Annotated in this window: 11 protein-coding genes; all 11 read left to right on the top strand. The window is 47.2% G+C overall.

The window, feature by feature from the left end:
- The first annotated feature begins 26 nt into the window (after positions 1–26).
- Positions 27–1,112 (top strand): TetR/AcrR family transcriptional regulator, encoded by a 1,086-nt coding sequence (locus HPT30_RS15915; RefSeq protein ID WP_175372332.1) that lies wholly within the window; start codon positions 27–29, stop codon positions 1,110–1,112.
- A 33-nt stretch (positions 1,113–1,145) separates the two neighbouring features.
- Positions 1,146–2,684 (top strand): MDR family MFS transporter, encoded by a 1,539-nt coding sequence (locus HPT30_RS15910; protein ID WP_175372331.1) that lies wholly within the window; start codon positions 1,146–1,148, stop codon positions 2,682–2,684.
- Between the two features lie 278 nt (positions 2,685–2,962).
- Entirely contained in the window at positions 2,963–3,631 is a 669-nt protein-coding gene (locus HPT30_RS15905; RefSeq protein ID WP_175372330.1) for a Crp/Fnr family transcriptional regulator, read from the top strand.
- Positions 3,632–4,360, top strand: a complete 729-nt coding sequence (locus tag HPT30_RS15900; RefSeq protein ID WP_246317153.1) for a nucleoside phosphorylase — start codon at positions 3,632–3,634, stop codon at positions 4,358–4,360.
- 5 nt (positions 4,361–4,365) lie between these two features.
- Positions 4,366–5,076, top strand: coding sequence for a nicotinamide riboside transporter PnuC (gene pnuC, locus HPT30_RS15895; RefSeq protein WP_175372329.1), 711 nt, complete (start codon positions 4,366–4,368; stop codon positions 5,074–5,076).
- A 231-nt stretch (positions 5,077–5,307) separates the two neighbouring features.
- On the top strand, positions 5,308–6,660 hold the full coding sequence (locus HPT30_RS15890) for an LLM class flavin-dependent oxidoreductase (protein WP_175372415.1): 1,353 nt from the start codon (positions 5,308–5,310) through the stop codon (positions 6,658–6,660).
- 66 nt (positions 6,661–6,726) lie between these two features.
- Positions 6,727–7,659: an ABC transporter substrate-binding protein gene (locus tag HPT30_RS15885; RefSeq protein ID WP_175372328.1), complete on the top strand. Its 933-nt coding sequence runs from the start codon at positions 6,727–6,729 to the stop codon at positions 7,657–7,659.
- A 507-nt stretch (positions 7,660–8,166) separates the two neighbouring features.
- Complete coding sequence (locus HPT30_RS15880) at positions 8,167–9,600, top strand: aldehyde dehydrogenase family protein (protein WP_175372327.1); 1,434 nt, start codon at positions 8,167–8,169, stop codon at positions 9,598–9,600.
- Between the two features lie 307 nt (positions 9,601–9,907).
- A complete protein-coding gene (locus HPT30_RS15875) occupies positions 9,908–11,335 on the top strand; it encodes an MDR family MFS transporter (protein WP_246317151.1) in 1,428 nt (475 codons plus the stop codon).
- Positions 11,336–11,522: 187 nt separating this feature from the next.
- A complete protein-coding gene (locus HPT30_RS15870; RefSeq protein ID WP_175372326.1) occupies positions 11,523–12,704 on the top strand; it encodes an FAD-dependent oxidoreductase in 1,182 nt (393 codons plus the stop codon).
- A 40-nt stretch (positions 12,705–12,744) separates the two neighbouring features.
- Positions 12,745–13,425, top strand: coding sequence for a TetR/AcrR family transcriptional regulator (locus HPT30_RS15865; RefSeq protein ID WP_175372325.1), 681 nt, complete (start codon positions 12,745–12,747; stop codon positions 13,423–13,425).
- The last annotated feature ends 51 nt before the right edge of the window (positions 13,426–13,476 follow it).

Below are 13,476 nucleotides of genomic sequence, written 5' to 3'. Positions count from 1 at the left end.
TAATAAATTGGAAAGGAGGAAAGGGAATGATTGGACCAGGTCCGGCAGAAACCAAAACAAACGTTCAGGAACGCATTTTATTAGCTGCGGAGGAGGTTTTTTCCGCTTGCGGCTTTGCGGGAACGCGTATAAGTGAGATCGCCGTTAAGGCTGAAGTTAATCAGGCGCTCATCCATTATTACTTCGAATCGAAGGAAAAGCTATATGAGGCAGTGCTCGTCAGTCTGTTCCGGCAGTGGGAGGAGTACGTTAATAAACTATCCTGGAGTGGGATGAACGCGCCGGAATTTCTGGCAACTTACATTCGCGCGCAATTCCGTCTCAAGTGCCAAATTCCGAATCTGTATAGAATATTCCATTGGGAAGCGATGGAAGAGGGTGACTTGTTCACTAAATATGCCTCCTCTACCTGGTATGAGGATTTCTTGAAGCACACAGAGATGATTCACGATTGGCAGCAGGACGGTGCGTTAGACGCGGGAATGAATAGGAAGGCGCTGCTATTCCTGCTTTGGGGCATGATGAACCAATTTTACTTCCGTTCGGAAGATAACTTGCGTGAAATCGTAGGGGGAGACGGTGATCTGGAATCGCTGCAGGATCAGGTGGCCGATCAGATGATCCGGCTGACGCTGCACGGTGTCGTGCCTGCCCTATACGGCGGAGGGAATAAGGATACAGACCCCAAGTGGCGCGAGAGTGATTTCATTTACAGTGTTGGTTCTGCCTCAGTTAAGGAGGGCAGTGAGTGCGCAGATATGTGCCTCTGGTTACAGGATTCACTTCGCCAGCCATTGCTGGCGTGGGAGGAGGAGCGTAACACGAACGGAGTACGGGAGGAGAAGCTGATGTTTGTATTCGCTTCCACTCAATATGGCGAAATGCCGCCGCATATCGTCTCGTGGTTGGAGGATTTGAAGAATAGCCCCAATGTGGAAGAGGTAACTGTCGGTATCTGGGTAGAGCGCGGAAGTGCAGGATCCGAGGCACTGCAGCGCCTGTTGGAGGATGCCGTCAATAGAATTGGCGCCTATGCTGTAGCTCGTACAGCGGATATAAGCCCGCTGAATTATGCCAAGCGATGCCTCAAATGGGCTGGCCTGCGGGGGTAGAGACCACTTATTAGCGAAACGGAGTGAACGACGATGCAGACGATGCAGATGAAGGCTGCCCTGCCCGGCAAATCAAGACTCAACTGGACGATGGCCGGCTTATTCGTCAGCATCTTTTTGACGCAACTTGATCAGACGATCGTCTCGACAGCCCTTCCCACGATCGTGAAGGAGCTGCATGGACTGCCGCTGATGTCCTGGGTGTTTACGATTTATATGCTAACCTCTACGATGATGATGCCGATCGCAGGCAAGCTGTCGGATTTGTATGGCCGCAAACGGTTTTATATGTTAGGCCTTGTTGTTTTCATACTCGGATCAGCGCTGTGCGGGATTGCTCAGAGTATGCCGCAGCTGATCTTTTATCGGGCGGTTCAGGGCTTGGGTGCAGGCTTCCTCATCCCCGTCACCTACACGCTGGTGTTCACGAACATGCCAAAGGAACGTGCAGGTATCTATCAGACGCTATATATGGGCGTATTCGCGGTGTCTTCCGTAAGCGGACCGGCGCTCGGCGCCTGGATCACGGAGCACTTGGACTGGCGTTACAATTTTTATATGAACATACCGCTCGGCATACTGGTTTTCGTGGCGATGGGCCGGCTCCTGCCGGTAACGCCCAAGTCGGATGTCAAGCCGAGCGTAGATAAGAGCGGAGCCTTACTGCTCGCCGTATCCACCTTCTCCATCCTGCTGGGTCTCAAGCTCGGAGGCGAAGGCGAAGGCTGGATGTCCTGGCAGGTGGCCGGTTTGCTCGGCTTGGGGCTGATCTGTCTGGTGGCGTTCCTGCGGGTTGAGGTCGTCTCGCCAGAGCCGATCTTACCCCTAGTCATGTTCCGTAACCGGGCCATTGGCGGGACGCTGGCAGCGACCTTCCTGCAGGGTGCGATTATGTACGGGTCGCTCATATACATTCCGCTTTTCGTCCAAGGTAGTCTGGGCGGTGACGCCTCGGACACAGGAGGCGTTCTGACGCCGTTCATGTTTTCCGTTATGGTGGGAGCGGCAGTAAGCAGTTCGCTCATCAAACGGTGGAGCTGGCGCGTCTGCATCTTCGTCGCTATGTTGATCAGCGCCGGGGGGCTGCTTGGGATGACTGCGGCCAGCCTGAACATCGGCGCGTGGCATATCCGGTTCCTGATGATTCTGATCGGTGTTGGCGTCGGCATCATGATGACGGTCGGGCAGATGGCTGTCACCTTCAGTGCTGACGAGCGGATCAAAGGGGTCGCGACTTCATCTGTAGGCTTCTTCCGCTCCGTTGGCGGTGTGTTTGGTACGGCCGTCATGGCGGCTGTCATCAACATGCGGCTTGTCCGCGAGCTTCCCGCAGGAGCAGCGGGTGAAGGTAGTGCCGAGCAGCAGATTCAGCGGTTACTAGAGGGTGCAAGTGCGAGTGGGCAGAGTGCCGCCGCTACGAAGGAAGCACTGGCCGCAGCCGTGCATGCAGGCTTCTGGTTTCTGGCAGCCGCAGCTGCGCTCGGTCTTGTGGCAGCATGGTGGACGGGCCGCAGCCGATTCACGGACACGACTGCCGAGGAGTCACGAGTAGACATAGCATCGGTGGGCTAATTTCGATGAGATAAAGCTTTCAACGCTGATTGGACACTGTTCAATCGGCTTTTTTTATTTATTCACAGCAAGTGGTGTAGTTGTATGGGAGCAAAAAGTTCAGGGCAAGCTTGGTTAGTAAGCCGGCTGCTGGGGAATAATGGGACCGATTTTTTCAGGTTTGAAAAATGTCGCAATTCATATTAAAAATAAGACAGAAATGAATGCAAATCAAGTCCTTTGTCGTAGCTTTTATGCTTTGTGTTTGAGAAAATATAACCCAAGGAGATTAGAAAAAGATGCTTACAGACATCGATGCAATCGCTTGCAATATCCCTAGGATGCATACGATTTTAAAAGATTGTCCCTTTGAAGTTTTGCGTGAAATGGAGATTCAGACGTTCAAGAAGAACAAGTTTTATTTACCACAAGGGGAGATGCATGCCTTCGTCTACATTGTCGTAAGCGGAAACGTCAAAGTCTATGTCATGAATGAAAGCGCTAAACAGGTGACGTTAGATATCTATTCATGCGGTAATTTTATTGGTGAGCAAGAAGCGATGATCCATAAACCATATAGCGCATCAATAGTGAGTATTAGTGAAGTAACTTTAATAAAAATACCTGATAAGGCATTTTTATATTGGCTCTCAAAAGATGCTAACTTCAATCAGATCGTGATGGCTTCTTTATGCGAACAAATGTATAAGCTTACCAATCGAACGATAAAATACAGCTTAGACAGCGTGCGATCACAAATTATTTCATCACTAATAGAGGAAAGTAACGGGCAGAAATCAATGATGATCCAGAAGAAGACCATTTTAGATTCGGTCTCCTCTACTAACAGAAGCGTCTATCGTGTCTTAAACCAACTTGAAGTGGAGGGGAGCATCATCATAAGCGGTGATGAGATAGAGATTGTAGATCGTGAGAAATTATGGATTGACCCTGAAAGGAAGAGATGAATGATGATAGAGAAACAAGCACATATTCAATTAGACAGCTCGATTAACGTACAAAAAGCCATCTTGGTTGGCGATCCGGCCAGAGTAGATAAAGTTGGTGCGCTGATGGATAACGTACAACCCCTGGCTTACAATAGAGAATTTAAATCGATCAAAGGCAGTTATCAAGGCGAAGAGATATTAGTTATTTCTACTGGGATTGGGGCCCCGTCTGCAGCTATCGCCATGGAGGAACTGCACAATATAGGGATTACCACGGTCATCAGGGTAGGAAGCTGCGGCGCGATGCAGAAAAGCATTCCCCTAGGGGCATTAATTATTGCTACAGGTACTGTTCGAGATGATGGTTTATCCAGCAAATATGTTCCGCCCATTTATCCAGCTATTCCAGATGCAGACTTGTTGCAGCTAGCCAAAAAGCATTATCCAGAAGGCTATTTCGGTATCACCAGAGCACATGATGGTTTCTATATGGATAGCAATGAGGCGATTGAACAAGAATGGTCTCAGTATGGTGTATTGGGCGGTGATATGGAGACCAGTATTATCTTTGTATTAGGCACATTGCGTAAAATGAAAGCCTTGTCGATTTTAAATAATGTTGTGTTATATCGTGCCGATCTGTCTACCGGAGTCAATCATTTGGTCTCAGGAGAAAACATAGTGACCCAAGGAGAACGAGCATCAATTCAATTGGCATTAACAATTTTAACAGAGCAGGAGGATTGAGCGTCATGGAAAATACACAACAACAATCATGGTTGTATAATCAATTCTTTACCGGATGGAAGAAATTTGAGGTGACCTATGCGATTGTTCTAATCCTGTTACAGGTGGTTGCGTATGTGATTGCACCCGATTCCATTATTGGTATGGTTAGTGGTGTGGCTGGTGTCATTTGTCTTGTATTTGGGATGAAGGGTAAAAAATTAACCTTTGCTTTCGGCTTGGTCCAATGTATAGCCATGACCATGATTGCTTGGCAGAGCCACGCTTATGGCGCATTCGTCATGAATATTTTCTATGTGATCTCCCAGCCGATCGGTTGGTTTTTATGGGGGAATGATGAAGCCGTAAATACGATTAGCGCAAAAATGAAACGGCTCATTTTCCTCGCTGCATTTGTTGCCTGGGCAGTAGGCTGGTTTGTATTAGCAAGAACTGGCGGTCAATTGCCGTATTTCGATAGTATTAATCTTGTGATTTCGTTTATTGCACAGGTACTATATATCTGTAAATACAAAGAAAACTGGTCACTCTGGATTATCGTCAACATTGCTAACCTGGCCTATTGGGCTGTTCTAACCTATCAAGTAGCGACTGGCCATACGGATGTTGGTACAGTGGGCGGATGTTTATCTCAAGTCGCACTGCAAGCGGCACTTTTGTTCAACAGTATTTATGCCAATAAAGTCTGGAAATCGTATGAACAGAACCTGAAATAAGTTAAAACATTTAATTCCGATGAGAATTATATAAAATGATTGACAAACACTCATTCACAGTAATATTATTAGTTAAAATTATTAATTAGTAATTTTCGGTTATTGTATTTTAATAATGTGGACCCACCGTACAGATGGAGGTCTTATGTTCCGAGAGGGACATGAGGCCTCCTTTTTTTGCAAATTTGGAGGGAGGAAAGTGGAGTGAGTGAACAGAGAAAACAAAAGCAAATGGTACTTGGGGCAATGATGTTTTTTCCGTCAGGAGGACATATTTCCAGCTGGCGGCATCCTGATGTGGATGCGAAAGGGCTACTTGATTTCAACTACTATAAACAAATCCTTCAGACCGCAGAACGTGGCAAATTCGACATGTTCTTCTACGCAGATGAGCTGTATGTGTGGGATCGCTTCGAAACGGGTATCAGTCATGCCAACAGTATCCGTCCAGAACCGTTCACCTTGCTCTCGGCGCTGGCTGTAGTTACGGAGCATATCGGGCTGGCTGCGACGGTCTCCACCACTTACAATGAGCCGTATCATATCGCCCGGAAACTGGCGACGCTCGATCACCTCAGCAATGGGCGGGCAGCCTGGAATATTGTCACCTCGCAAGCGGATGAGGAGGCCCGCAATTTCAGCCGTGATAAGCATTTGGAGCATAGTAAACGCTACGAACGAGCCGTAGAATTCGTGGATGTGACGCAAGGGCTATGGGACAGCTGGGAAGATGATGCCCTGCTCCTGGATAAAGAAAGCGGGTATTTCGCGGATAAGGATAAGCTGCATAATATCCAGCACAAGGGGACCCATTTCCAAGTGCAGGGTCCGCTTAATGTGACGCGACCCCCGCAAGGTTATCCGGTACTGGCTCAGGCAGGTGCTTCGGAGTCGGGCAAGGAGGTAGCTGCAGAGAAGGCGGAGGTCGTTTTTGCTCCGATTCACTCCTTCGATGCTGAGGGATTACTGGCTGGTCAACAGCTCTATGAAGATATTAAAGGGCGAATGGCCAAGTACGGCAGAAGCCGTGACGAATTAAAAATCATACCAGGCATCATGCCGATTATCGGTCAGACGGAAGAGGAAGCGAAGGAGAAGCTTGCTGCGATTGAAAGTTTGCTGCCAGAGCAGCTTGGTCTGGATCTGCTCTCCCATTATCTTGGCCAGGATATTTCGTCCTATCCGCTGGATGAGCCGCTGCCATTCCGGCCGGATCTAAGTCAGTTCAATCAGAGCAAAAGTGCGCTGGAGCGTATCCTTGAGATGATGGACAAGGAACAACTGACGCTTCGTCAGCTATACCAGCGGTCGACCAACAGACGCGGACTGGCTGGAACACCGGTACAGATCGCTGATTTCCTGGAGGAATGGTTCCTGAAGGGAGCAGCGGATGGCTTCAATATTCAGTTCTCCCACCTTCCTGGCGGATTGGATGATTTTGTGAATCTGGTTGTTCCCGAACTGCAGCGCAGAGGAGTGTTCCGTACCGAATATACAGGGGGGACGTTACGTGACAATCTTGGACTGAAGCGTCCCGATAACCGTTATGTTTCTGTCCGCGCAGATCATTTGGCTCATTCATAGCACTGCTTGGTAACAGTGAAAGACTTTTAATAATAAACGGAAGACTAATGGAGAGGGGATAGGAGTATGAAAAAAAATCAACTTTTTAAACAGTGGGGGAAGAGCAGGAGAGCCTTCCTAGCCATAACAGCAGCAATAGTGCTGACGATTGGGATTTCAGGCTGCTCCAAAGCAGGAGGCGCAGGTGCGGACACGATTCAGATCGCGACCAAAGGGTTTGCGGAGTCCGATATTTTGGCAAATGCCTTAAAGCTGCTTATTGAAGATAAGACTGATCTGAAGGCGATCGTCAAGAAGCTCGATAACAATCTGCTATGGACAGCCCTAAAGGGGAATGAAGTAGACACTTATGTGGAGTATACAGGAACGGCACTCATTAATATTTTGAAGGACAAGCCTGAATATGATCCGCAAGTGGTCTATGACAAGGTGAAGAAGGAATTGAAGGAGAAGAATCAGATTACGGTGCTGGATCCATTAGGCTTCACTAATTCCTATGCATTCGGAGTCCGTAAGGAAATCGCAGAGAAGCTGGGCCTCAAGACAGGATCGGATATTGCTGCGAAATCCTCAGAGCTGGTCTTTGGAGCAAGTGAAGAGTTTATGAACCGTCCGGATCTCTGGCCGCCGGTGTTAGAGAACTACAAACCTCAATTTAAAGAGATCAAAACAATAGCAGGGGGCTTAGCGTATCAGGCCATAGATCAGGGAGTAATTGATGTAGCGATGGTGCAAACCACCTCCGCGCAGGTTCTGGTGCGGCCGATTACGGTGCTTGAGGATGATAAGCATGTGTACGTGCCGTATTTTGCCATCCCGGTTGTCCGCGATGAAGTGCTGAAGAAGCATCCGGAGCTGGAGCAGGTTCTGAATTCACTGGCAGGAAAACTCACGGATAAAGAGATGCAACGCCTTAATGGCGAAGTAGAGAATAAACAACGGGCTCCGATTGAAGTAGCGAAGGAATGGCTGATTGCTATTGGTTTGTTGAAAGGGTAAAGGCATTGCGGTAATGACATTGCAAAATCACTTTCGAACTCGTGGAATCGGTTCTAAATATGATATGTCTTGAAGAGCAGGGGGATAGCTTCCCCTGCTCTTTGATTTTACTGCTATATAAGATAAACAAAAGAAAATAACGAAAAGCGAGGAGGAACGAAGGGGGAAGTTTGGAACTGTAGGAGCGCAGCGCTCGCCTAAAAGCTTTCCGTAGGAAAGCTCGCATCGAAAGCATAAGCTCGCCAGATTTCAACCGCTAGAAGCGGTTAAAAAGAGGAAATCTGGACACAACAGCGACCGGAAGTCCAAACATTCCACCGTAGTGACGACCCAGCCTTACGTTTGGAGATTGAGTTTGTCTTATATACTCTCTTCGATTTGACTTAAAGTGAACTTTAACTTGTAGAATATGAATTGTGGCTCGGGACCAGCATGTAAGGAGAGCCTTTAAGTTATCCTGGTTGCTTTTCTAAAGTTTGTACAAACTGCGAAATGGGAGGCATGACAATGAACTTGTACGATAAGATTTATATTAATGGGCAATATGTTACACCATCGGGTACAGAAGTGATGGAGCTTATCAATCCTGCGAATAGGCAAATCACCGGCAAAGTCGTATTAGGGGATGTTGAGGATACTCGAAATGCCATTGCGGCAGCCAAAACTGCATTCAAAACATTTTCGAAGACAAGTGTTGAGGAACGGGCCGAATTTCTATTAAGGCTGCACCAAGCCCTTCTGGAACGGTCCGACCGGTTAACGGAGGCAACCGTTAAGGAATATGGTGCTCCGATTTCGGTGGCCCGAATGTTAACTCATATCGCTGTAAATGCATTTTTGCATACAAAGGAAAGTCTCGAATCGTATTCATTTATACGGACGGCTGGCTCGGCAAAAGTTCACATGAAACCTGTCGGTGTCGTTGGAGCCATCACGCCATGGAATGCAAATGCAACGCATATGGCGAACAAAATAGCGCCGGTACTGGCAGCAGGCTGTACTATAGTTGTTAAGCCAAGCGAGTTCAGTGCGGCACAAACAGAAATATTTATTGAAGCCATCCACGCTGCGAATATCCCACAGGGTGTTATCAACATCGTTAATGGCAAGGGAGAAGTAGTAGGGGAGGAATTAACCCGTAATCCCGATGTCACAGGCATAACGTTTACAGGTTCTACTCAAATTGGGAAACGGATTGCGGAAGTTGCCGCTGCCAATCTTAAACGGGTTACACTTGAGCTTGGCGGCAAATCCCCAACTGTTATTTTAGAGGATGCTGACTTCACCAAAGCAGTTCCGCTTGCAGTAAGCGCCGGATTCATTAATAGCGGCCAGGCATGCCTGGCGGGTACAAGAGTGCTTGTTCCAGAGTCACGTTTGGAGGAGGTAAAGTCCTTGATGGCTGCCACCATTGATGGCTTAAAAGTCGGAGATCTCTGGAATGATGCTTCGGTTATTGGACCGATGGTGAACCAGAAGCAGTATGATCGGGTGCAGTATTATATTAATCGGGCGATTGAAGACGGAGCCGAGGTGGTTGCTGGAGGCGCAGGCAGTCCTGAAGGGCTGGAAGCAGGCTACTATGTGAAACCAACGGTGTTCTCTAATGTAACTAATGATATGACAATCGCCCAGGAAGAAGTATTTGGTCCGGTGTTGTCCATTATTACCTATAAGACAGAAGAGGACGCGATAGATATCGCAAACGATACAGCGTATGGCCTGCAAGCATTCGTCTTTTCTGGAAGCAAGGAGCGGGGCAATCACGTGGCTGATCAGATTGTGGCTGGACGGGTTTCCGTTAATGGCTTGCATGACGAGCCGAAAGCACCTTTCGGCGGGTTTAAAAACTCCGGTATAGGCAGGGATCACGGCACCTACGGTATCGAGGAGTACTTGGAGCCTAAGTCGATTTTGGGATACGATGCAGTGATTTCGTAGATCAGTTGATATACAACTAACGAAGAGTAAAAGCACAAGAAGGATTAGCTTCTTGTGCTTTTTAATTTAAACCCAGGAAAAGTGCTTATGTTGGAGCTGTCACGGGTTTTCAGTGTAAAGTTATTTTTATTTTAAAATTTAACGAACAACGTACTTTACGAACACTGTTCGTTATGGTATAAATAATGTGTAAACAAGATGAACGAAAATAAAAGGAGGTTGGTGCGCTACTACAATTGGTTCTGGATAAGCATACGAAATTTCAAGTTGATGATGACTATGATAAAGAAAAGAGGTGGTTCTTCTTTTGAACACACAAGCTCAAGGTGCTCCATCCGAATTTTCAATGAAGAAGATCCTGCCGATTCTGCTTGCAGTGGCAACGGGAATGTTTTTAATTATTTTGGACAGTACAATCATGAATGTAGCTGTTCCTAAGTTAGTGGACACCTTTCATTCCAATCTCGGTACGATTCAATGGGTGATTACAGCGTATACTTTGGCGCTCTCAGCGGTCATTCCACTCGCAGGGTGGTTTTCGGATCGGTTCACACCCAAGGTCATGTTTCTCTCAAGCATAGTATTATTTATTCTGGCATCTTTGCTGTGCGCATTGGCTCAGACGCCAGAGCAGCTGATTATTTTTCGCATCATTCAAGCACTAGGCGGTGGGATGGTAGCTCCAATCGGTATTGCCATGGTGTTCAAGGTATCACCTCCAGATAAGCGCGGTTCCGTGATGGGGATCCTCGGTATTCCTATGCTGCTCGCTCCGATTTTCGGACCGATATTGTCCGGCTGGTTAATCGAATTTATTAACTGGCACTGGATATTCCTTATTAATCTGCCTGTCGGAATCATTGCTTTCTGGATGGCATGGCGGTACTTACCGGCCTCAAAGCCAGGCAAAGAAATGAAGCTGGACGTCCTGGGTGCGATTTTAGCCCCTATTGCCTTTGCTTCTTTAGTATTCAGTGTGCACCAAGCCGGGGAGAAGGGCTGGATTGACGAATGGACCTTGGGCTCGCTGGGACTGGGCGTTGTTACCTTGTTACTATTCATTTGGAATGAGCTTAAGCAAAAGCATCCCCTTCTTGAGTTAAGAGTGTTCCGTTCGAAGACATTCACGCATGGCATCATTCTGGCCTGGATGAACCAAATGGCATTATTCGGAAGCATCCTGCTGTTTACGCTATATCTGCAACAGGCTAAGGGGCTCTCTCCACTAGAGGCCGGATTGTACGTGATTCCTCAAGCGATTATGTCAACGATCGGGATCAATGTAGGCGGGAAGTTATTTGACCGGTACGGGGTTCGCCCGATTGCCTTCGTTGGTATTTTATCTTTAGCGGGTGCACTTTTCGCCTTAACGCATATTACTACGAGTACCAGTGCATTTTACATTATGAGTAGTTTTGCTTTCGTGGGACTTGGTCAGGGGTTAACCATGATGCAGCTTAATACGCATGTGCTTAAATCAGCTCCAATCGAGCTTGTAAACCGCGTGACACCTATTACGACTTCCGCGCAGCAGATCATGTCTTCCTTTGGGATCACGATCACTGCCGCGTACCTGTCTAACCAGATTAGGAGCTTACCGGCACAGCACACTTTGGAGCAATTAGGACAAGCATTCGGTCACACATTCTGGATCACACTTTCCTTTGCGCTCATTGCTTTAGTGTTGACGTTCTTTCTTAAAAAATCGTCGGCTCCTCCTAAAAAGACACGCTAACAAGCTGGCGAATGTAGGAGGAACACATTATTTTTTTGTTACTAACGAACAGTGTTCTTTAGGGATGGTGTTCGTTAGCTGCTTTAAAGCTTTTTATTCCACAAGAAGACGAATAGAAGAAAAGAACAGCCTTAAGTTTTAATCTGGAGTTCGTCTTATATAACTTACATGAAGGAGTTGCATTACAATGACAACAGTATCTAAAGAACAAAAGCGGATCGGGATTATCGGAGCGGGGCCAGGGGGATTAACACTTGCCCTAATCTTGCAGCGCCAAGGCATACAGTCCGTTGTTTATGAGCGTGAGCTCCATGACACTAGTCATGAAAGAGGCGGTACCTTGGATATTCACGAGGAATCGGGTCAAAGAGCACTTAAAGAAGCTGGGCTGTTGGAGGAGTTCCAACGTATTGCCCGCTTTGAGGAAGAAGATTTCCGGGTACTTGATAAGAACGCGAAAATTTATGTCGATGAAGATTCAGAAGCAGAATCAGGCGGAGCTGGGACACGTCCAGAGATTGACCGTGGCGTGCTGTGCGATTTGCTGTTACGGGATCTTGATCAAGGTACGATCAAATATGGTTATAAACTCGTAAAGGCGGTTCCGTTAGAGAACGGCATGACCGAGCTTCATTTTGAAAATGGTACTGTGGATACGATTGACCTCTTGATTGGTGCGGATGGAGCCTTCTCACGTGTACGTCCATTGCTCACAGATGCCGATGTTGATTACTCCGGTCTTACTATGATAGAACTAAACATCCTGAATGCAGCCCAGAATCACCCGGAATTAGCGGCGTTTAATAAGCGTGGTAAAATGTTTGCGCTGGACGATCATAAAGGTATTCTTGGTCAGCTGAACGGAGATGGACGAATTAAGGTATACGCTAGTCTTAAGGTAGAGAGAAACTGGTTAGAGACGAGTGGGATTCCGTTCGACCAGCCTAAAGAAGCTAAGGAGCGGCTATTGGATCTATTCAGTGATTGGGATGAGCAGCTAAAAGACTATATCCGTTACGCTGAAGATGCTATTTTGACTAGACGGATATACATGCTTCCTATCGGGTTCAAGTGGAATTACAATCCTGGAGTAACCTTGATCGGGGATGCTGCCCATGTCATGTCGCCATTCGCGGGTGAAGGTGTGAATATGGCGATGTACGATGCTTTGGAGCTTGCACTTGCCATTGCCCGGAATCGTGATGATTATGCCAAGGCAATCCTGGAGTACGAAGAGAAGATGTATGCATTCTCATCCGTCAAGGCTCAGGAATCGGACTACAGCTTACAGCTTACGTTCTCAGATAATGCCGCTGCCAAGCTGGCTGAATTAATGCAGTCCTTCCAAGAGCAATTCGAAGATCAATAAACATGTTGAATTTCTCACTGCGCTATATTATAAAGAGACTATGAAGAATTCTGAGCGAATTATCGTAAGTCGTCGTGACCGTCCGGCCAAAGAGCCGTTAAGCCGTGAGCTCATTGTTAAAACTGCCTATGAACTGCTCAAAGAGCAAGGGATGGCAGGGATGAGCATGCGTAAAGTAGCAAAAGCATTGGATACAGGCCCTTCTTCGTTGTATGTGTACGTCAATAATCTGGAAGATTTAAGCTCTTATGTTCTGGATTACGGACTTGGTGAATTAGTGTTGCCTGATTCCGGGAAGGGTCCATGGAAGGAAAGATTGTTCGGAGCCCTCACTGCGTATTTCCTTCTATTAATCGAGCAACCAGGTCTCTCTGAAATTTCACTGTCCACGATGCCACGGGGAGACAAATACCTTGAGTTGATCGAATACCTCCTTACCGCGCTGCATGAGGGTGGAGCCAAATCGACGGCAGCAGCCTGGGGAGTGGATCTGCTGCTGTTATACGTCACATCTACAGCCTTCGAGAAGCATTCCTGGAGGAAGCATGGCACTGTGGAGATGCCTGCCATCAAAGAATCCTTTAAAAAAGCAGACCCTGTTCGTTTTCCGTTCATTCACAGTCTGACTGAAGAATTATTCTCGGGAGGCGAGGTCGTCATGGACCGGTTCCAGTGGGGGCTTGAAGTGATGTTACAGGGAATTAAGCTGGACAAGAATTAAGAGGAAGTAATTATATTTAAACAAGGAAAAGCAACTGATTGATTTCGGTTG

It is taken from the genome of Paenibacillus agri, from assembly GCF_013359945.1.
In the GTDB taxonomy this organism is placed as follows: Bacteria; Bacillota; Bacilli; order Paenibacillales; family Paenibacillaceae; genus Paenibacillus_AQ; species Paenibacillus_AQ agri.
Note: the sequence above shows the minus strand (reverse complement) of the source record. Positions and strands in the feature narration are given on the sequence as shown.